This window comes from Candidatus Fermentibacter sp. (assembly GCA_030373045.1).
Taxonomy (GTDB): Bacteria; Fermentibacterota; Fermentibacteria; order Fermentibacterales; family Fermentibacteraceae; genus Fermentibacter.
This window is the reverse complement of the sequence record JAUCPW010000010.1, coordinates 1-20,537: the sequence shown is the minus strand read 5'-3', so window position 1 is coordinate 20,537 and position 20,537 is coordinate 1. Positions and strand designations below refer to the sequence as shown.

General features: G+C 64.5%; 19 protein-coding genes. 7 read left to right on the top strand and 12 right to left on the bottom strand.

Features of this window, described 5'->3' with window-relative positions; all coding sequences use genetic code 11:
- The 5 genes from QUS11_02725 to QUS11_02705 all read right to left on the bottom strand — a co-directional run.
- Positions 1-1,172 (bottom strand): VCBS repeat-containing protein (locus tag QUS11_02725; GenBank protein MDM7992206.1); only part of this gene is annotated, 1,172 nt, incomplete at its 3' end.
- A gap of 60 nt (positions 1,173-1,232) precedes the next feature.
- Positions 1,233-1,922, bottom strand: a complete 690-nt coding sequence (locus QUS11_02720) for a hypothetical protein (GenBank protein ID MDM7992205.1) — start codon at positions 1,920-1,922, stop codon at positions 1,233-1,235.
- A gap of 260 nt (positions 1,923-2,182) precedes the next feature.
- Positions 2,183-3,265: an RsiV family protein gene (locus QUS11_02715; protein MDM7992204.1), complete on the bottom strand. Its 1,083-nt coding sequence runs from the start codon at positions 3,263-3,265 to the stop codon at positions 2,183-2,185.
- Entirely contained in the window at positions 3,265-3,738 is a 474-nt protein-coding gene (locus QUS11_02710) for a hypothetical protein (GenBank protein MDM7992203.1), read from the bottom strand. Before QUS11_02710 ends, QUS11_02715 begins: the two co-directional genes overlap by 1 nt.
- 59 nt (positions 3,739-3,797) lie before the next feature.
- Positions 3,798-4,409, bottom strand: coding sequence for a hypothetical protein (locus QUS11_02705; GenBank protein MDM7992202.1), 612 nt, complete (start codon positions 4,407-4,409; stop codon positions 3,798-3,800).
- Between the two features lie 352 nt (positions 4,410-4,761).
- Between QUS11_02705 and QUS11_02700 the strand changes: the two genes are divergently transcribed.
- Together QUS11_02700 and QUS11_02695 are read left to right on the top strand one after the other, a co-directional pair.
- On the top strand, positions 4,762-5,307 hold the full coding sequence (locus QUS11_02700) for a hypothetical protein (protein MDM7992201.1): 546 nt from the start codon (positions 4,762-4,764) through the stop codon (positions 5,305-5,307).
- Between the two features lie 8 nt (positions 5,308-5,315).
- Positions 5,316-5,528 carry a helix-turn-helix transcriptional regulator gene (locus tag QUS11_02695; GenBank protein ID MDM7992200.1) on the top strand — a complete coding sequence of 71 codons (213 nt, stop codon included), beginning with the start codon at positions 5,316-5,318 and terminating at the stop codon, positions 5,526-5,528.
- Positions 5,529-5,583: 55 nt separating this feature from the next.
- Here the strand turns inward: QUS11_02695 and QUS11_02690 are convergent, their stop codons facing one another.
- Positions 5,584-5,928 (bottom strand): nucleotide pyrophosphohydrolase, encoded by a 345-nt coding sequence (locus QUS11_02690; GenBank protein ID MDM7992199.1) that lies wholly within the window; start codon positions 5,926-5,928, stop codon positions 5,584-5,586.
- A gap of 285 nt (positions 5,929-6,213) precedes the next feature.
- Between QUS11_02690 and QUS11_02685 the strand changes: the two genes are divergently transcribed.
- Positions 6,214-6,624 carry a pyridoxamine 5'-phosphate oxidase family protein gene (locus QUS11_02685; GenBank protein MDM7992198.1) on the top strand — a complete coding sequence of 137 codons (411 nt, stop codon included), beginning with the start codon at positions 6,214-6,216 and terminating at the stop codon, positions 6,622-6,624.
- 21 nt (positions 6,625-6,645) lie between these two features.
- Here the strand turns inward: QUS11_02685 and QUS11_02680 are convergent, their stop codons facing one another.
- Positions 6,646-7,227 (bottom strand): hypothetical protein, encoded by a 582-nt coding sequence (locus QUS11_02680; protein ID MDM7992197.1) that lies wholly within the window; start codon positions 7,225-7,227, stop codon positions 6,646-6,648.
- A 121-nt stretch (positions 7,228-7,348) separates the two neighbouring features.
- Positions 7,349-7,822 carry a YaiI/YqxD family protein gene (locus QUS11_02675; GenBank protein MDM7992196.1) on the bottom strand — a complete coding sequence of 158 codons (474 nt, stop codon included), beginning with the start codon at positions 7,820-7,822 and terminating at the stop codon, positions 7,349-7,351.
- Positions 7,823-8,268: 446 nt separating this feature from the next.
- Between QUS11_02675 and QUS11_02670 the strand changes: the two genes are divergently transcribed.
- Positions 8,269-11,664, top strand: coding sequence for a C25 family cysteine peptidase (locus QUS11_02670; GenBank protein MDM7992195.1), 3,396 nt, complete (start codon positions 8,269-8,271; stop codon positions 11,662-11,664).
- A 290-nt stretch (positions 11,665-11,954) separates the two neighbouring features.
- Here QUS11_02670 and QUS11_02665 read toward each other — a convergent pair whose 3' ends face one another.
- Positions 11,955-13,868: a hypothetical protein gene (locus QUS11_02665; GenBank protein ID MDM7992194.1), complete on the bottom strand. Its 1,914-nt coding sequence runs from the start codon at positions 13,866-13,868 to the stop codon at positions 11,955-11,957.
- A gap of 326 nt (positions 13,869-14,194) precedes the next feature.
- Here QUS11_02665 and QUS11_02660 point away from each other — a divergent pair, with 326 nt between their 5' ends.
- Complete coding sequence (locus QUS11_02660) at positions 14,195-14,533, top strand: type II toxin-antitoxin system MqsR family toxin (protein MDM7992193.1); 339 nt, start codon at positions 14,195-14,197, stop codon at positions 14,531-14,533.
- Positions 14,481-15,590: a DUF4065 domain-containing protein gene (locus QUS11_02655; GenBank protein ID MDM7992192.1), complete on the top strand. Its 1,110-nt coding sequence runs from the start codon at positions 14,481-14,483 to the stop codon at positions 15,588-15,590. The genes QUS11_02660 and QUS11_02655 overlap by 53 nt, the downstream gene beginning before the upstream one ends.
- A 58-nt stretch (positions 15,591-15,648) precedes the next feature.
- On the opposite strand, the gene QUS11_02650 is transcribed toward QUS11_02655, so the two are convergent.
- On the bottom strand, positions 15,649-17,430 hold the full coding sequence (locus QUS11_02650; protein MDM7992191.1) for a VCBS repeat-containing protein: 1,782 nt from the start codon (positions 17,428-17,430) through the stop codon (positions 15,649-15,651).
- 149 nt (positions 17,431-17,579) lie between these two features.
- On the opposite strand from QUS11_02650, the gene QUS11_02645 reads away from it, so the two are divergent.
- A complete protein-coding gene (locus QUS11_02645) occupies positions 17,580-18,431 on the top strand; it encodes a DUF3883 domain-containing protein (protein ID MDM7992190.1) in 852 nt (283 codons plus the stop codon).
- Positions 18,432-18,521: 90 nt separating this feature from the next.
- On the opposite strand, the gene QUS11_02640 is transcribed toward QUS11_02645, so the two are convergent.
- Both QUS11_02640 and QUS11_02635 read right to left on the bottom strand, forming a co-directional pair.
- Positions 18,522-19,760 (bottom strand): plasmid pRiA4b ORF-3 family protein, encoded by a 1,239-nt coding sequence (locus tag QUS11_02640; protein MDM7992189.1) that lies wholly within the window; start codon positions 19,758-19,760, stop codon positions 18,522-18,524.
- A gap of 55 nt (positions 19,761-19,815) precedes the next feature.
- Positions 19,816-20,537: sigma 54-interacting transcriptional regulator (locus tag QUS11_02635; protein MDM7992188.1), on the bottom strand; the 722-nt coding region annotated here is incomplete at its 5' end.

Here is a 20,537-nt window from a genome sequence, read left to right as displayed (position 1 = left end):
TCGAAGTCGGTATTTCCGACGCAGCCTGCCGAGGCGTAGCCTGTCATCTCCTTGAGTATGTGGGCCTCCCAGGCGGTTCCCTGGCCGTCTGCGTTCTCGAGCCAGCAGAAGCAGGGGGACGACCAGGGCGCGGTGCTCGTCGAGATGTCGGGGTCGCCGTCCTGGTCGAGGTCGTCGACATCGAAATACGCGTCGAACTCGAGGCCCAGGCCCTCGCCCACCTGCCTGCGCGTCCAGCTCGTGCCCGAGCCGTCGAGGTTCTCCCACCAGGTGATGCCTGTGCCGGAGAAGTCACGTGTGCCGATCACATCGCCGTCTCCGTCGCTGTCGAGATCGGCGGCGCAGATCATCATCGCGCTGTCGAAGGAGGCGTCTATCGTCACCTTCAGCCAGGAGGTGCCCAGGCCGTTCGTGTTCTCGAGCCAGATCATGTCGCCGTCGTACACGGCTGCAGCGAGGATGTCGCAGTCGCCGTCACCGTCGACGTCGCCGCCATTCACGGAGAAGTAACCGTGAGAACCTGCAGAAAAGCTGTGCTTCACCCAGGTGAGACCGGAGCCGTCCTGGTTCTCCCACCAGTCGATGACCCCGTCGTTCCAGGTGAAATTGGCGCAGATCGCGTCACAGTCGCCATCGCCGTCGACATCCGCCGGAGCTGGAGCGACTGACCTGGTCATGGTTTCGTCGATCAGATGGAGTGTCCACGTCGTACCGGTGCCATCGTTCTCGAGCCAGAGTACGTCGTTGTCAGTCGAGGCCAGAATGTCCTGGTCCGCATCGCCATCCAGGTCGACGACGGCGAACTCGATCCCGCCGACTGCGGGGATAGGGTGCTCGATCCATTCCATGCCGCAGCAGTCGGCGTTCTCCCACCAGGAGGTGCCGGTGTACCTCGATCCGACCAAATCCATGTCACCGTCGCCGTCGATGTCTGCGGATTCGATCAGACCGACGCCGTCAGACTCGTCCTCCACGAGGCGCTCGATTTCCGGATCGATCAGGAGCCGGCCGGGGAGCGAGTCCCACAGGACTCTGGCACCCGAGAGGAATTCCTCGCCCCAGGTCGTGTACGGACCGGGGAATCCCGGTCCGCCCGACCAGTCGGTCTGGCTTTCGGCATCGGTCCGTGTGGGGGCGGTCACCAGCAGTAGAACAAATGCCAGGATGCTCATTAGGTCCCCCCCTTCATTTCACGGTATGCGATTGCAGTATGGCTCCACCCGACTGTCGCGTCAGTCCGCCGTGAACCGGATCGTCCAGGTGCCTGTGGCGGTTTCGCTCTCGTAGGGGCACGTGATCTCGAAACAGGTTCCCTGGCCGAGGTCCGCCAGGTTGACGGGGAAGACGACCACGCTGCTCGTGACGTAGTTGCCGCCGACGCTCGGATACACCCATTCGAGCTCCGGGCCGACGATCGAGAAGTTCTCGTTGAACTGCATGTAGACCGTCGAGACCAGAGGAGCTGTAGGCATCTCCCCGGTCTTTGTCCCTTCGTCCACGAGGGCTTCCGCCTGCGTCACCAGTGTGAGCGTGGGCTCGAACCGGCTCGGACCGGATGTGATAATCCCCTCTTCCGGCTCGTCGGACCCCCATGCCGGCTGGAGATCGTAGGTCTCGATCACGCCGGTGCCCGTGATCTGCATGTCGGGAATGATTCCTTCGCCCGAGCCGGCCGGCCCGTACTCGACCGAGAACATCGCGGGGAGATCCGGCATGTAGGACGGGCCGAAGGAAACACGCGTGAAGGCGCTCACGCTGCGATACGTCTCGATGCCGCCCTGGGAGCGGTATGGATCGGGGGGATCGGTGTAGTCGAGCGTCACGGTGATGGTGTAGAGCGGCGAGGACAGGAACACGTCCTCGGACGTCGCCGTTCCGGTGAGTGCACCCAGCGCGAATGCGGTCAATACTGCGTTCCTCATCGTTCCCTCCCCGTCCGGTCGGTTCCCCGGAGGCTAATGCCCCTCCGCCGGACGATGCAGACCATCGATCCTTCTGCGAACCCGGCAGGCTCCGTGGCCTGCCAGGGCCGCGAATCAGCGCTTAGACTGCGATGTCAGACGGAAGTCCGGTGAGGCTGGGAGTACAGGGCTTTCCGCCTGCACCCGTTTCTCTTTCGAGTAAACTCTTGGATAAGCATTGGGTATGGACGGGCCGGAGTCAACCGCCGAGTTCAGCCCGCTCAGTGTTCCCGGGGCCTGAGCAGCTCGATCGGGATGTAGATGTACTGCGGGCCGGCCACGTAGGGAGCGACCCTGTAGTCGGGGAAGCAGATGCCGAAGCCCGCGAGCGCCCCGGTCGAGTCGGGGACGGGCATCAGGTCGCCGTAGTTGCTCCACGAAGGCCCCGCCCCACGCATGATCCAGTCCATGTCCGCGAACTCGCCGAGGGTCTCCGACAGGCTGTCGACGACAAGCGCCGAGAGCGCAGCGAGTTCGGCCGAATCGGCAAGGAGGTCCTCGGTGCCGATCATCGTCCAGGGAATGGATGTGATCGACTCCTCGTCGTACTCGAAGAGCCAGCAGGCGCTGTCGCTGTTCCCGTGCACCCCGCCGGTGTAGTCCCACCAGCCGCATGCTGCGGCGAGCATCCCTTCCGGCACTCGCGGGAGGCTCATGCTGATCTCGAGCGACCAGTCCATGAAGCCGGGGTCGCAGCCGCTCTCCGCGAAGCTGGACTCTGCCGCAGACCTGAACCAGTCGATCTTCGGCCACATTTCCCCGAGTACCAGTTCTCTCAGGAATGAACGATCACTCCGGATCGGAGGCAGATAGAGACTGTACTCCCAGCCCGGGCCCGAACCCTCGTTGATGTACTCGGGCATCATCTCCTGCGGATCATCTCTACGTGACCAGGGGACGGGGGGATACAGGTCGTACGGGGCATCGAATCCTTCGACAACTGTCCCGTCGTCGTTCCAATAGACCTCATGCCAGCCGGAGGGAGTCGGGCCGTAGCACCAGATGTAACCGGCGGAATCGGAGAAGATCCAGGCGCGGCCCGTGCCGTCCCACGCCCTGTAGAGTCCTCTCTCCCAACTGAAGTCCGGGCCGAGGGCCGACATCTCGATCCGGCCGGTTGTGTCGGTGATCCGAATGAGCCAGACCGTCACCCCTTCCGAGTCGAGTGTCGTATCGGGGGACAGCAGATACTGCCCGTCCGGAGACGGCAGGGAAGGAAGCGGCGGCATGCCGTCCCTCACGGAGGCCAGGCATGCAGGGGCGGTCAGTATCGATGCCCAGAGGGCGGCTTTCAGGCCGGTCATCACTGCCCCGTTTCGTGCAGATAGCCGGGGAACAGGCCGGCCGGCGGCTCGGGCAGGCCTGCGGATGACGGGTGGCCGGCAGGGCCGTAGACGACGTGCTCCCAGGAGCCCGACTCGTCCGTGTAGAAGTGCACGGTGCCGTCGTCGCTGTTGTAGAGCCACGCCCGCCCGTCCGCATCCCAGATCCAGTACACGTTCAGGTTGCCTACGAAACCCGACTCCGTGTCGACGTACACCACGGCCCCGGAGGAGTCGGCGATCGTAACCCTCCAGTATGTGTTCCCCGTCGAATCCGCCACGTGCGGCACCGTGAGAACGAAGCCGCTGTCGGGCGAGAGCAGGGGCTGGATCTGGTTGGCCGGCATGGCGTACCTGGCGCACTCGTGATCCCTGCACCCTGCGGCCAGGGATGTCGCGAGGGCAAGGGAGAGGGCGAAGGAGAAGGCGCCTGACACGAGGGAGATCCTCTTCACATTCATCCTCCCGGCCGTTGTCCGCCTGTCCCGCTCAGGACACAGGGGAGCGAACTCCATCAGTCATCCTCGTCATCGGGCGTCCAGATCCCGTCGGCGGACAGCCGCAGGCTCCCGGGGTGATGGCTGAACTCGTCCAGGCTCTTGTGGAATATGAGAGAATCGAAGACGATCAGGCCGTCGCCCGCCCACCCGGCGCCCAGCGGGCCCCAGGGCTCGTTGCGGTACTGGAACTCCAGAACGAGGCTGTCAGGGTACACCCGCCAGATCTGCATCACGTTCCAGAGCATCCCGACCACGATGTCCTTATGGGTGCAGAGCAGGCGGGTCCCGTCCGGGCTCGGCTCGGGGAGTGAAACAGCATCGGTGATGCCGCCGTTCAGGCCGTTCACGAGATGGATTACATCCCATCCGCAGAAGGACTCGGTGATCACCCAGCAGTTCTGTTCCGGCAGGAAGTCGCTCAGTTCGTAGACTGCGTAGTCCTCCATGTACTCCGGATCGGACTGATCGGTGAAGACCAGCGTGTCGCCAAGCTCGGTGACGATGCAGAGCGTGCCGGGACCGGGCCTGAACGCCCTGTCGCCGTACGTCGAGAGGATGGAGAGCTCCGACGTCTCCGCGACTGCGGCGATCGCCATGGTGCACACGAGAACCGCCGCGAGCTTCATGCGTCCCTCCTCTCCGGGACATCTCCTGTTCCCGATCTGCTTCAGCGATCACGGAGACCGTCGGGCAGCATCTCCAGGAGTCCCCCGGCTTCGGTGGAAGTGGCCCGGGGGACTGCCGGAACACTAGCGGATCGATCGTGGTGCGTCTATCGAACCGGCTCAGGCGGAATGCTCGCCACGGCCACGGCACGAGCCGGCTCTCCGGAAGAGGCCTTTCTCTCCTCAGGCAGTACAATGTCCAACGTATATTAGTTGATGTTAATCGAGAATTGTTTCTTGACAATCGTGATCCATCGTCCCATGTTCCGGCTGTCGGACGGTTCCAATCACCTTCAGAAGGAAGGGACATGTGATGAACAGGGATCTGCTGATGAACAGACTCGGTACGGGGCTCCGCCTCCTCTCCTGGCTGGCCCTGGCGCTGCTGCTGTTCCAGGGGCTCGGAGTCCTGATGTACGTCGTGAACGTCAGGCCGGAGATGAGCGGGATCCCCGTCGGGATCACCCTGCTGGGATCCTTTGCACTCGCGGCCTGCCTGGGCAGGTCCGCCCTGTGGATCGGCATCTACCGGAACGGGGCGGGAGCAGTGGCGGCCCTCGGCTCCGACGGGGAAGCCGCCAGGGCGGAGGCGCTGACCGGTATACTGGACAGGATGTCGAAGCTGCTGGTAACGAGCTCCATCCTGGATGTCCTGCTGCTGCCGGCCATCTTCCTGATGGACGTGTTCTTCCCGTTCAGGCTGTCGAGCGTGCATCTGGGGCTCGTCATGCTCGCCGCCATGCTTCTCCCCCAGGCGTTCGGCCTGGCTGCGCTCCTGCTCGCTTACCTGGCCCGTCAGTACGGAATGCTGGTCCGGGAGCGCTGCAGGATGAAGAGCGAACTCGATCTGACGATATAGGAGGAGCCATGGCGATAGTCGTGAACCTCGACGTGATGCTGGCGAAGCGGAAGATGAAGCTCAACGGGCTGTCGGAGGCGATAGGCATCTCGGTGCAGAACCTGTCCATCCTGAAGACGGGGAAGGCCAGGGCGATAAGGTTCTCCACGCTGGATGCCCTGTGCCGCATCCTCGAGTGCACCCCTGGCGACATCCTCGAGCACAGGGGCGACAAGGCGTAGCGTGCGGCGGGCGCCGTCCCGTCCGGCCCGGCGAGTGCAGCCTCCCGAGCTTCCCTCAGCCGTCCCGCCCGTCGTATTTGGCCGCGCTTCCGCGGGCCTTCTCGACGGGGTACTTGATGCGGTTGAGCACCAGCTTGGCGGAGGCGGCCGCGACGGGATCCAGGTCGAGCCTGTCGGCCAGGTTGACGAGGTAGATCAGCACGTCGCCGATCTCCTCGGCGGCGTGGGCCTTCTGTGCCGGCGTGAGGCTCCGGCTCTGGTCCTCGGTGAGCCACTGGAAGATCTCGGCCAGCTCGGAGGCTTCGACCGAAAGGGCCATGGAGAGGTTCTTGGGGCTGTGGTACATGCCCCAGTCGCGCTCGCGGACGAATTCGCGCACTTCGGCGAGAAGACCGTCCATTCCTCTGTGATCATCGGGTCTTCCGCCCGGCTCGTTCATCCCTCGCTGCCTTTCCATCGATCGGATCCCCCATCGCCGGATCCTGCGCCGCTCCCTTCCGGAACGGAACGGGAAACAGGGTGTCGCGGCCTTTCCCGCGTGATATCTCGGCGCGGGGATGCGGGGTCAACCGCCCGGGCATGGATCTGCATGTTCGCTCGCGGGGCTGGTGCGGGCTAGATTCCCGGCGTATCCGGCGCACCAGGGGAACCCGGGGCTGTCCGGCAGACTGGAGGATGGTCGGCGATGAAGCTTTCCGATGTGCTCGACCTTTTCGACGAACGCTCGTCCGTGACGCTCGCCACCGTGGCCGGGGACAGGCCCTCGGTCAGGCCCATGACGCTGATGAAGGTTGACGGCGGGCTGTTCATGCTCACCGAGGCGGGTTCGCCCAAGCTCGCGGAGCTCCGGGCCAATCCGCGCTGCCTCGTCTACCGGGGTCTTGCGGACGGCAGGGGGAACGGGTTCATCACCCTGGACTGCGCCGCGGCCGAGGAGACCAGCCCGTCCGAGAGGAAGCGGCTCTATGCAAGATCCGGCTATGCCTCGACCTACTGGACGTCGCCCGGGGACCCGAAGTTCTGCCTGCTCAGGCTGGTCCCGGATGGCGCCAGGATGATGATGCCGGGGGAGGATTTCGCAGTCGCTGCCGACTGACGGGCTTCCCCGGGCGGCAGCCTACGGCTCGCTGATCGATGCCTCCGTCAGGCTGATCCAGCCCGCAGGGGAGTCCGGGGCGGGCCCCTCCGACGGATCGATCCGCAGCCAGTCGCCCTCCTGCGATACGATGGCCGCTGCACTTCCCCCGGGCAGCGTGCCGAGGACGGCGGAGAGCGGGTCGGGCTCCGAATGGATGTCCACCGGCTCGAACGTCATGGCATAGCGGATGCCAGCACTGGGCCCCCATACGACCTCCAGCATCGACGGGTCGCCGACTGTGGTGTACGACCAGCCCGGCTCTATCCAGCGGTATCTGAAGCTGCCGGAGTTGCCGGCCTGGGCCACGCCCGGGTCGAAGCCGAGCCATCCGTCCCGCGTCGTCACCCCGATTTCCACGCTCTCTCCCAGGGCGAGCACGCCCCAGCGGCCGTCCGCGGCATCGGGTCTCGCGCGGACCGCCAGGGAGTCTTCCGCCACGACCATGAAGGTCGATCCCGATACCGGCGCCGCACCCATCGAGGGGGCGACCAGGGAGCCCGTGGCGCACCGCAGGAGCATTACTATCAGGAAGACAAGCCCTGTCGGCATGGCGTAGGACATCTCACGGCACCTCCAGGTATGATGGCCCGGGAAACACCAGCCTCCTATGTCGATGTCGGAGGCTGTCCCCCCCCGGTACGACCTCTGTCCGTAACCGCGCGTGTTCTGCCGGGACGCCCTTCTATCTCGTGGCGGGCGCGCTTTCGTTCGTCCGCCTGATCTGCACGATCATCTTGTCCAGCTCCTGCAGGAAGCGCGATCGGTCGGCCTTCGCGAACGGGGCCGGGCCCCGGGTGATCATCCCCTCCTCCCTCAGGTCGTGCAGGAGGTCGCGTACGGCGAGCACGTCGCCGATGTTGTCCTCGGTGAAGGGGCGGCCCGTGTTCCCCAGCACCTTCGCGCCCTTGTGCAGGCACCTCCAGGCCAGCGGGATGTCGCCCGTGATCACGATGTCGCCCTCCCCGGCGTGTTCCGCTATCCAGTCGTCCGAAACGTCCGGGCCGCTCTCGACCACGACGAGCTTCACCCATGAAGAGTCGGGCGAGCGCATCCACTGGTTCGACACGAGTGTGACCTCGAGGCCGTACCGCTTCGCGACTGCGTAGATCTCCTGCTTCACCGGGCAGGCGTCGGCATCGACGTAGATATCGAGCAAAACGATCCTTCCCCTTTTCGAGAACTGCATGGACTGCCGCCGGAGGCCGGACCACGCAGGCCTGCATCATCGATCCGCCGGAGTATCGAGAAGGGCTGGGTGAAGGTCAACGAATGGCCTTCACGCTACCTGCCGGGATAAACCTTGTCGCCCGGGCTGCTCCGGGCGGGCAGGACTCTGTCGCCGTCGGTAGAGCCTTCCAGAAGAGACCGATAAGTGGTAATAGTGAAGGTTATTCGACTACGCCGGAAACCTCCCGAAACAGTGTCTTCTAATCCGGCTGCCATACAACGCGATATGTGTGTTAACGCAAAAGTAGCCAGACCCCGGTTCCCCCGGTTCACTGTTCCCCGGGAAACGGGATGCTGCTATGTTCGCATTGTGGATCGCTTCACAATCGGCATGCATGTCCGGTTGCACCGCCGGAGAGACGGAGGAGGCGCGCGATGATCCTGCTCGCAACGGTCATTTTCGCGGCATTCGCGATGGATGTCTCCTCCGGGCCGATGCAGGTGCCCGTTTCCGACCCTGTCGCCATGCCGGCGGGCATCCAGGGCAGCATCGCCTGCCTCTCATACGGATTCACGGGAATCGAGGAGGGATGCCCGGACCTTCCGTCCTACCCGGAGTGGGTCTCGATGCCCGAGGGGGTCCGGGCGACAGGGATCTCGACGTTCGATGAGGAATGGATCGATCTCCCCGGAGCATGGCGCATAAGGCCCCTCCCCGCCCCGGCGATTCTTTCGTCCACGCAGTCGGTTCCGGCGATTCCGGATCCCGCGGTCTACGGGACCGACGCCTTCTGGCCGTCGGAACCCGTGAGGCTGGTAGGGACAGGCTACAGGAACGGCTCCCCCTGCGCCGAACTCATCGTGACGCCGCTCAGGTACAACCCTGTGACCGGCGTGATGCAGAAGCTCGTCTCGTACGAGGTCTCCGTCGAAACCGCTCCGGTCACGGTGGTCCGGCCCGAACCGCCTCTCCGCGCCAGCGGGTCCCCGCTGCGCATGCTGATCATCACGGGCGATGAGGTCCGCCCGGCGTTCGACAGCCTCGCCTCATGGAGGACGTCCGGAAGCATCCTCACCGAGGTGGTCACGACAGAGGAGATCTATCCCTCCTGGCCCGGATCGGACGAAGCCGAGAAGATCCGCAATCTCGTCATAGACAGGTGGTCCACGGAAGGGCTCGACTTCGTGCTGCTCGCCGGCGATACCGCGGTCGTGCCGTGCCGCTACGCCTTCGCCATGAGCTACCAGACCGGCGGCGGACGCGACGACAGCCTGCCCTGCGACCTCTACTTCTCCGACCTCGACGGCACCTGGAACCTCGACGGAGACGACACATGGGGTGAACTCGCCGACAGCGTCGACCTCTACGCCGACGTGGCCGTGGGCAGGGCTCCGGTGGACCAGATCGACGAAGCCTGGAACTTCGTGGACAGGACGATCGCCTACGAGAGCGCAGCGCAGACCGACTACCTCGACGACGCGCTCCTGATCGCATCGGTGATGTGGGAGGACCCGTACACCGACGGAGGAGTGCTCGGCGACTGGCTTACAGAGAACTGCATCCCGGGCTTCTACGACGTGACGAAGCAGTACGAGTCGCAGGGCACCTACGGCACCACGGAGGCGGTGGAGGCTCTGAGCCTGGGCTCCCATTACGCGTGCATCATCAGTCACGGCTGGTGGTCGTCCGTCGGGCCTCTGGGCAGCGAGAGCGTCGACCAGATCGACTCCGACGGCCGTTTCGCCGGGATGATCAGCTCGTCCGGCTGCTGGACCAACGCCTTCGACTACGATGCAGTCGCAGAGCACTTCATCAACAACCCGGACGGCGGTTCGGTCTCATACGTCGGCAACTCCAGCTACGGCTGGGGCTCCCCCGGCAACCCGCTCTACGGCTACTCCGACAAGATGGACAGGGAACTCTTCAGGATCCTTTTCGAGGACGACACCCTGCCCGTAGGCGGCATCGTGGCCGAAGCGAAGGACGGATTCGCCCCGTTCGGCCGCCAGGAGAACGTCTACCGCTGCATCCTCTACATAGTCAACCTGCTGGGCGACCCTTCACTCGTGACGCACAGGATGCCGCCGGTGCAGCCGGCGATCTCGGCGCCGGACATCGTCACGGCCAACACACAGTACGTCCACGTGACGATCCAGACAGGGCCGGTGGACCCGGCGACGGCCACGGTTTGCATCCACGGGCCGGGCTTCTCGAACTACACGGTCGCGACCCCCGACGCTTCCGGGCACCTGATAGCCGAGCTTGCCGCACCGCCCACGGGCGACATCACCGTGACGGTCACCGGCCCCAACATCAGGCGGACCGGCGTGGTGCTGCCCTTCGAGGCCGGGCCGAGCCTCGTGATCGAGAACGTTGCGATCGAGGACACGCCGGGATTCGGGCATCTCTCGCCCGGGAACGCCGCCGAAGTGCTGATCACGCTACGAAACCAGGGAACGGTGGACCTGACCTCGATCGAACTGGGTGCGACGCTCGTGGCAGGCCCGGCGACCCTCACAGGATCGGCCGTCTCGTACGGATCGCTCGCTCCCGGATCCTCCGGCGCGGGATCGGGAGCGCTCGCTCTCGAAGTCGATGCAGGAGCCTCGACGGGCGACATAGTCCGCCTCTCGATATCGCTGACGAGCCAGCAGGGCTCCTGGAGCTTCGACCTGCCCATGCTGGTCTACGCACCAGGGTTGTGCGTCTCGATGTGCTCGATAGACGACTCGGCTGGCGGCAATGGCAACGGGTACGCCGAGGCGGGCGAAAGCTTCGACCTGCTGGTCGACCTCGCGAACACGGGCCTGCTCGAAGCCACCGATGTCGAGGCGAACATCCCCGCAGGGCCCTCCTGGCTCACATGGACGGCATCCACGGGCACGGTCGGTTCCATCCCGGCAGGCGGAACGGGCACGGTGGCCTTCGGCGGCAGCCTCTCCTCCGCCGCGCCTGCGGTCGCTGTCCAGGACTTCCTGGTCGGGATCTCGGCCTCGCCGGACTGGGCCGGGCAGGACACGCTCTCGCTGATAGTCGGCGATTTCGGCATGTCCGAGGACGTCGAGTCGGGATCGCCGGGCTGGACGCACTCGGGCGCCGGAGATCTCTGGCATCTCACGTCTTCCGCGGGCCACTCGGGGACTCATTCCTGGTACTGCGCCGATCCGTCGGGCGGAGGGTACGAGCCTTCGATGGATGCCGTGCTGATCACGCCCTCGGTATACCTGGCGCCGGACGCTGAACTCACGTTCTGGTCGCGTTTCGACCTCGCGCTGTACGGGGCCGACGGCCTCTACGTCATCGTGAGCGATCCCTCGGGCACTCAGCGCGACACGGTCGATTTCATCGGCTCGGGCGGCCTGCTGGGATCCGGTAGCGGGGCAGGCAGGAACGACATGCAGTGGCTGCCGAGGACCTACGATCTGTCCGGGCTACGCGAGGCCGGTTCAGAGGTCAGGATCGAGTTCTCGTTCCACTCCGACGCCGACGACGAGGGCCCGGGCTTCTGGCTGGACGACTTCACACTCGACGGCTGCTACAGCGGCAGCCTCGGGATGGAGGGAGGCATGGTCCCCGGCGTCCTTGCCGCAGGCCTGCCCTGCCCCAATCCCGTGCGGGGGTCGATCACGCTGACGATTGCGACACCGGACTCGCCCTGGACCGTCTCCGTGTTCGACACGACGGGCAGGCTGATCGTGCGGGACGCCCACGAAGAGCCCTTCTGCGGAGCTTGCACGGTCGACATGGAAGGCAGGGCCGCTGGCGTGTACTTCGTCCGCATCGAGTCACGAGGGGCTTCGGTGGTCAGGCGGGCGGTGCTGCTGGACTAGGCCGGGCAGCCCTTCACAACCCTGAACCCGACGGCTGAACGTAGAACCGTCGGTCCGGTTCCGCTCGTCTCTACAGTGTTCCCCCCTCTTCGGCGGCCGGCCCTGCCACGAGGCGGGATGATGGTTCTCGCGGCGGCTATCCGACTCTGCCTGGAAGACCTGGAGGCGGCTCTCCGTCATGTAACTGCCATATAACGCGATGCGCGTTTCAACGCAAAATCAGCCAGGCCTCGGTTCCCACCGGCACGACAGCTCTGTCCGTTTCTCCGGGACTGCCCCGGGGCTACTGCTCAGGGAGCCAGGCCGGCTACCAGAAGCCGGAGCTCGGAGATGCCTGCGGGCTCGCCGCCAGCACCGGGCACGGCCTCGATGATCTCGAAGCTGATCACGCGGGCCCCCGTGACCCGGGCCGGGAACTCCACGGTCTGCCACCCGGGGCCTTCCAGGAGCTGGGCAGTGCAGACCGGCACGCCGTCGGCCATTACGAGCAGCTTCGACACCCAGGGGCGGGAATCTCCGGGCGCGTCGCCGAACCCGTTCAGGGACGAGAATCCCCTCAGGTCGATATCGGGGCCCGGCAGTGGGAACACGTAAGCCTCGAGCACTTCGCCATGCCCGCCGCCGTGGCTTTCGGAGCGCCAACCCGTCGAAGCATCCCCGTCGTTCAGCACCGAGTTCACCTGAGGCGAGTCGCGGAAGGGGGGCGACGGGGAGATGACCGCGAAGGGAACGTTCGATCCGGGCTCCCCGGTCCGGGATGCTGTCACAAGCGGCATGGGCGCGTACGAAGCCCACCAGGCGAGTACCGAATCCCGGGGGATCACGGGCTCGAAGACCCGCGAATCGCGATGGTCGTTCCTGGGGGCTTCCGTGCCCTCCAGGAACCATGCGGTGAGCCGGTAGAAGCTCTCGAGGACGGGATCCTCCGGAGCGACGCCCGCAACCGCCCCCTCGTGCAGGGACAGTGCGGTCAGGAACCGAGCCTCGAGCGACGGATCGGCGCCGTACATTGCGAGATTCGCACCGTGCCAGTTCGTCCTCAGCGAGAACATGGACAGGAGCGGACCGTAGCCAGCTGCCTGCACCGATGCCGACTCGGCGGCCAGGGATGCCTGCAGCTCGTCGAACAGCCCGGGCAGGCCGGGATCTGGGATGCAGCCGCCGCTCAGGGTCGGGAAGCCCGGGACCTCTTCGATATCCCCGCAGCCGCAGAGAGCCAGCCTGAGCTCCCTGACGACCATGAACGCGTCGGCCTCGAGATCCAGTGTGCGGTCCGCGAGCAGTACGGCGCTCTCGAAGAGGCTCCCGGCGCTCTCCAGGTCGATCACGGGATCAGAGATGGCCTCGATCCCAGTCCTGCCGACCTGCCAACCCAGGGGTCCGACGCCCCTCACGTGGAACTCGATATCCTCCTGCGGCTCCCAGTCACTCATCTCCCAGCGGAAGGTCCGCCCTTCGACCGACGGCGAGCCGCTCCACTCCCACCAGCAGGGCGACTCGCTGCCGGGCTGCGGCAGCGGGACCGAATCCGGCACCGCGATGCTGATCACGGCGGATCCTATCGGGCCCTCCCAGAGCGCGCCCGTTCTCGTGATGTACGTGAAGTCGTAGTCGTACTTGCCATAAGCGTGGAAGTTCAGGCCAGTGGAGTAGCTGCACCGGAGGACCACGTCGCGGCCGGGCGGGAAGGCCATGTCCCACAACGCCCACATCGGCCAGTAGTCTATCCCGGTTTCTGCATCGGGGTCGCCGAAGCTGTAGCGCACGGGCACATCGGTCCCGTCGATCGATGCTGCGAAGTGCAGTTCGGGCGGGATCATCCATTCCGCCGGGATGCCCGCGGCGAGCGCATCATCGACCTCGTGCCTCATGGCGCTGTCCGGATCCCAGCCGAACCGGCTGTACCGCGTCTCGTTCACGTTCCCCTCGAACGGGAAGCCGACGATGGCAGACACCGACTCCGTTCCCGTATTGACGAGGTGGAAGACGCAGTCTACGCGCAGTGTCTGTTCAAAGAACCAGGGCTGCGGCTCGAGGGCCTCCGGAGTCACCGTCACCGTTTCCGCAGCCATCGTAACAGTGACGGACTGGATCGGAACCACGGTCCGGCCGTCGTCGAAGGTGTACATGGTCACGGAATCGGCTCGTGGATTACCGCAGAGAGCGAGGGCAAGAGCGGGGATCACGGCGCGCCTGGGATCCATCACCCGACCTCCCGACCGGGACGGCCGCCGACCGGCCGTCCGCTCGAAATCCTGGGCTGGAGTGCCGTATGCTGCCAATCATTAGGTGGCATCCCCGTAAATGCCATTCCCGGAGTTCCGAATCGGCATCTACCTTGCCGTCGAACACCCGGAGGCATGCTTCGAATCGCTCCCACAAGCTGGTACAGTGCATGCAGATATTGCAACAGATCTCTCTGGAATACCGCCAGGGGACATGCGAGCAACTTATCAATTGACATGTTTCAGATCATCGAGCATACTACCCATGGGATCGAGGGAGGAGTGACCGATATGTCAGGAACAGTATGCCGGTCAGAAAACCGCTGGAACCTGTCGACGCCTTCCTGAAGGAGGCGAAGAAGTGCATCCGGGCCGGAAGGATAGTCTTCCCGAGAAGGGTTCTCTCCGGTATGGAGCTGCTCGGGATGGTGAAGCAGGAGGCTTTCTGCATCCTCGAGAGCCTTTCGGCCGCCGAACTGAACAAGGGCCCCGAGGCCGACAGGAACATGCCGGGCGTGATCTGGGTCTTCCGGAAGGAGACACCATCGTATGGATGCCTTTACATAAAGCTGAAACTCGTGTCGGACGGGAATGGTCGCGTGGTATGCATCTCCCTGCACGAATGGGGGAGGAGTTGCGAATGAATCGGGAGGTAGGATTTTGCAGAGGAGAAGGTCGCTCTGTCCGGTGTGCGAGAAGAGCACTGAGAAAGAGCAGGTCCGCCGAAAGGCCGAACTGACGATCCGCGGAGAGACCTTCGAAGTCGACGAGGAGTTCGAGCGCTGCGCCGGATGCAGGGAGGAGTACGAGACCGCTGAAGCCCCCGACAAGCTCGCGCAGGCCAACAGGCTCTATCGCGAGAAGCATGGTTTTCTTCAGCCTGATGAGATCCGTGCGTTCCGCAACCGCTACCGGCTCACCCAGAAGGAACTCGCCGACCTGCTGGGATGGGGGGTTGCCACTTTAAGCAGGTACGAGAACGGCGCGCTTCAGGAGGAGGGGCAGGATAGAGCGCTGAGAATGGCAATGAAGCCCGACAACCTCGCAGATCTTGTGAAGTCGCACGGATTGCAGCTCCAGGCCGGCCGGGCCAACGCCATACTCGCCCTGATCTCCGAATCGGATCCGTTTCATGGGCCTGAAGACCTCTTCCGCAACCTGACGCACAGGCCTCCCGACATCTTCAACGGGTTCAGGAGCTTCGAGCCGCGGAGGCTTTTCGCAGCCGTCGAGTTCCTGTGCCGGAACAGGGAGGTTTACCGGACGGCGCTCAACAAGCTCCTCTTCTACGCCGACTTCATCCACTTCCGCGAACATGGTTGCTCGATCACCGGCGCCGTCTACGCGAGGCTGCCGCTCGGCCCTGTGCCGGACGGCTTCAACTCCATGTTCGCCGTGCTGACCGACACGGAGAAACTCCTGGTTTCGGAAGAAAGAACCATCGACGAAGAGGCGACCGGCGAGGTTTTCAGGACGAGGCTGGCTCCCGACATCGGCATGCTGTCCGATACCGAGCTCGAAGTCCTGATGTGGGTGAAGAAGAACCTCGGGGTGCTCTCCGCCTCGAAGCTCAAGGACATGTCCCACGAGGAAGCGGGCTGGAAGTGCACGGGGAATGCCAAGCCCATCTCCTACTCATTCGCCGGCTCGCTGCGGGTTGATGCGAACGACGTCCGCTCGAGCGGTGCGAAAGCGCCCTGAGTCGAGTGAAACGGCGGATCATCGCATGTCAGGCACACAAAGCAGCCTGACTGCCTGATCAGCGCAGCAGCACGAACTCCGCGCCTACGCCCGCGGCGCCGCCCGCGAAGACGGGCACCGCGATGTACAGGCCCCGGGCGATCCCGGAACTGGGCGCCCAGGTCGCCAGGCCGTCCGCGCCGGCTTCCACGCTGTCGATCCTGCGGCCGCCCAGATCGAAGATGTCGATCGATCCGCAGGCGCCGCTGATCCTGAAGACGACGCTGCCCGAGGCGGGATTGCCGAGGACTTCGAGCCCCGCTTCCGGTGGCAGCGGGCCTCCACTCCCGATCCCGGTACCGCCGGAGATCTGGAACACGCCGGTGTTCCTCGCGTCCACGCCGCGCATCGGCCAGTCGGCGGTTCCGGCCTCCACCACCCCGTCAGTATCCCAGGCATATGCATAGCCGTTCGTCGACACGGCAGCGAGCTCGTAAAGGCCGTCGCCGTCGATGTCCCCTGCCGCGACTCCCGAGTAGGAGGCCCCGCTCAGGGCCTTCGGGTAGCCCGGTTCGATCGTGCCGTCGGCATCGATGGCGACGAGCTGCCCCGCATCCGTCACGACGCAAACCTCCTGCGTGCCGTCGGTGTCCACCTCCACGACCGTCGGGTAGCCCGCGGGCCATCCCGGCACCAGCACGGGCCATCCCGGAAGCGGTCCGGTCGCCAGGTCGACGGCCCAGACGCCGTAGGTCTGGTCGGCCAGGATCTTGCCCGTCGCTATGAGCTCTGGAAAATCGTCTCCGTTGAGGTCGCCGAGCCCGAGGTAGAAGAGCTGGATGCCCGAATCGAGCGTGATGGGGAAACCGGTCACGGGCGTGCCGTCGTGGTGCCGGGCCAGCGCGGTTGCGACCGTTGAGTTGTAGCCCAGGATGATCTCGAGGTCTCCGTCGTCATCGAGGTCGACCGGGATCGGCTCGCCGAACATCTCGTATCCGCCGGAGGGCTGGTACAGCGCGTGGGGGTAGCCGGACTGCTCCGTTCCAGCAGGGGTGAAGGCGTGAAGGCGGAACGCCGCGCCCAGGCGGGCGATCGCGAAGAATTCGTCCTGGCCGTTGCCGTCGACGTCGCCGAAGTAGACGTCGAGGATGTTCTCGGCGGGGTCGAGATCGGTCGTGAAAAGCCTGTTGCCGGAATGGTCGAATCCCGACAGGCGGTAGTAGACGAAGGTGTTGCCCAGGGTGTGGGCGCTCCAGGCCTCGAGGTCGCCGTCACCGTCGGCATCGCCCAGCACGAAGGGAGAGTCGAGGGCGTTCGAGGATTCGCCGGGCGCGACCTGGGGGAATCCCTCCATGTTGCTTCCGTCGGTGTGCCGGCCGTTGAAGCTCCACATGTGCGAGCTGCCGGCGTACCAGTCCCTCTCCGACCAGAGGATCTCGCAGATGCCGTCGCCCTCCAGGTCGGCGCACGACGGCCCCGGCTTCTGGTCGTTCGTGCCGTAGCCCATGTACTGCATCTCCGACGTGGGCCATCCCGGCAGGAACGAACCGTCCCCGGAGAGTCCGAACGTCTCTCCGCCCGTGAAGAACAGCTCGTCGGCCCCGTCGCCGTCGACATCGAAGACGGTGATCGTGTAGGGGAAGCCGCCCGCCGGCGGATCTAGGAACACGGGCCAGCCGTCGACCGATCCCTGTGAGGCGATCCCGCCTGTTTCCACCGCTTCGGCATCCATGAGCGCTTCGGCGCCTGTCCCGGCAGGCGGGAGCAGCGATTCGAGCACTGCCTCGGAGCCTGATGTGCAGGCTGCCCCGGAGGCCGTGCCGGAAGCGAGAGTGAGACACGCAAAGAGGAGTTCGATCATTACCGCCCCTCCAGACGGGAGACTACGAAGCCATCTGCTAATTAGGATGCTCGCCGGGCGGGGTGCGGTCAAGCGGAAACCGGGCTTCTCAGTCGACGGAGGGGCGAATCCGGCCTGACTCAGGCGAAACACCCGGATATGTTCTGCTCATGGGTACCAGGAGTGACTGGAGCGAGCATGAAGTAGCCCTGACGATCCAGGACTACTTCGAGATGCTTCTGGCTGAAGCCGAGGGCAGGCCCTACAGCAAGTCCGACCACAGGCGGTCGCTGATCGAGAAGCTCGACGGCCGTTCCGACACCTCCATCGAGCGCAAGCACATGAACATCAGTGCCGTTCTGATCGGACTCAGCATCGCGCCGATAGACGGATACAAGCCTCTCGCCAACTACCAGCACCTCCTTGCCACGGAGGTGGCCAGGTTCATCGCGAACAGACCGGATCTTATCTCCCGCCTGCAGAGCATCAACGACGAGGTCCCCGATTCCATCCCTGCTCCAGCGCTCTATCCTTCATCATTAGTAGTCGATCCTCCCGAGCTTGTCCGTGCTGAGAGTTCCGTGCGCGAAGTTTCCCTCCAGTACGGGGTGAAGGTCGACTTCGCTGAGAATGACCGCCGCAACCGCCGGTTGGGAGAACTGGGAGAGAGATTCGTGCTGGACCTCGAGAGACGGAAGTTGCTGGACGCCGGCCGTGACGACCTGGCCGGGAGGATCGACTGGGTGTCGAGCACCCGGGGAGACGGGCTCGGCTATGACATCGTCTCCTTCGATTGCAGGAATGACTCCGAGAGGTTCATCGAGGTGAAGACCACCAACCAGGGTATGCGCGCGCCGTTCTACATCACTTCCAACGAACTGAGGGTCTCCACGGATCATCCCGACGAGTACCGTCTTTACCGCCTCTTCAGGTTCTCGAAGGAACCGAGGCTCTTTATCCTGAATCCCCCGCTTGCCTCACGGTGTGACCTGGTGCCGAAGCTCTACAGGGCGTCCTTCTAGCGTCACGGGAGCGGTCTGGGAACCTATTTCGCAGAAGTGTCCTTTCAAGTGCCGGGGAACGCCATGCTTCAGATGAGGGCGAGGGAGAGGCTACTCGATATCTGCGAGCGTCATCCTCAGGCGTTCCTTAGGATCCGTGAACTCCACTTCACTTGCCGAAAACTCGGCGGGATCGTACGAATCCCCCAGCCAGGCCCACCATTCGTCGTACTCCGGATGAGAAGGATTGGCGATGACCTTCAGCATGTCGGCGAACGACCACACCCCGCCGCAATCATCAGGCGGACAGCACCGGCGCCCGGCGATGCATCTGGGGTAGGTAGCGCCCTCCTCTTCGGTCAGGATCTTCTCGAGCTCCACGGTATGTAGCCAGTCGTCGCCGAAGTCGTACAGATAGTCGATCTTCGCCCCGGCTTCCCAGAAGACGTGCCGGATCGGCAGCTTCCAGCCCGGCCTGGTGTATTCCTCATCGGTATCGTCGTCGGTTGGAATGCCGACCGGGATCACCGGCACATACCCCGGGATTCTGATGAGGAATTCGTGCAGGTGGGTGTCGTTCCATCCCATCGCATCCTGGATGGCGCAGTGCAGCTCCCAGAACGAGTAGCGCGACGGCACCTGGATCCGTCGCCAGATCTGCGGCCTCGTTCCCTTGAGGGTGATCTTGAACTGGAAGACCTTGCGGTGGGTGCGGCGGGTCTTCGCCGTGCCCGCGGCCCTGGTGCCGGCTTCCCTGGTACCGGGTTCCGCCATCACCCCTCCCGTCGAACAGTGATCCGTCGTTCCCTTCGATTCAGGCAACCGGCAAGTCGCATCCAGTGCTCGACTGACCATGGGGATCGGCGATGCCGACAGCTTCCGCATCTCTTCGTTGGGGGTACGATTTCCGATCATTCGCATCGAGGTCTTGTTCAGCTGCTCGGAACTGTACGGTACCGGCAGCTCGGAGTAGCTGGCCATGACTGCTGTAGCGAACACGAAATCGTTCATCGAGCCCAGGACGTGTCTGTCCGATGCCCTGCAGAAGACCGGAGTCTCTGTGGGATCAGCAGGCAGGGCTTCCCGGAGCGGGCTCAGTCCGTCGTTCTCCAGTTCAGCACGGATATCCGCCAGGGCGTTCTTCGAGAATGCTTCACCGCTGGCGTTCCCGCGGCCGGGGATCACGACCGTGTAGAGCGTAGTCGAATTAGTGACGATGATGTACTGCTGGTGACCCACCATGAACAGATTCGCCGTCCAGTCGAGAATCGGGTTGTCGGCCGGGGGAAGAGCATCGACCGGCTGCAGCTTCAGCTTCTTCGCGAGCTTTCGGGTCACCCGGAACAGCATGTGTACCTCCCGTCCACCAGAGGGGGCCAGCTCACTCCAGCCGGGGCACCTGGAGCTAGTCAACCGCCGACTCCTCCCGGAGCTTCTTCAGCGTGTTCACCGAGATGTCGAGGACCTTCGCCGTGCGGGCCAGGTTTCCGCCGCAGGCCGCGAGCGCGGCCATCGCGTGCTTCCGCATGGCCTCCCTGAGCGTATCGGATGGCTCTCCTAAGCCGGCCGTGACGGCGGCTCTGCCACCGTCGTACACGGGCGGAGGCGCGGTTACCTCGGGAGCCGTGATCGAAGGGATGTTCAGCATCAGGTCGAGACCTTCGGCCCTCTCCTCCTCGATTGCCTTCAAGAGATGCTGTTCTATCCCCAGCAGGTATGACCGATGGAGGACGTTCTTGAGCTGCCTGACGTTGCCCGGCCATGAGTAGCTCCTGAGCAGATCGTACTGCGCCTCGGTGAGGTCGGGGAACTTGCGGCCGTGCTCCTCGGCCAGGAAGCGCCTCACGGTGCCGACGATCTGACCGAGATCGCAGAGCCTGTCGCGCAGCGGCGGCATCCTGATCACTAGCTCGCGCAGGCGGTAGTAGAGGTCGATCCTGAAGGAACCCTCGCGCACCATGCCGGCCAGGTTGCGATTCGTGGCCGCCACCACCCTCACATTCACCTTCAGCTCCTGGTTGCCCCCGAGCCTGTTGAACGTGCCGTCCTCGATCACCCGCAGCAGCTTCGCCTGGGTTTCGAGGGGCATCTCGCCAATCTCGTCGAGGAAGAGCGTTCCCTTGTCGG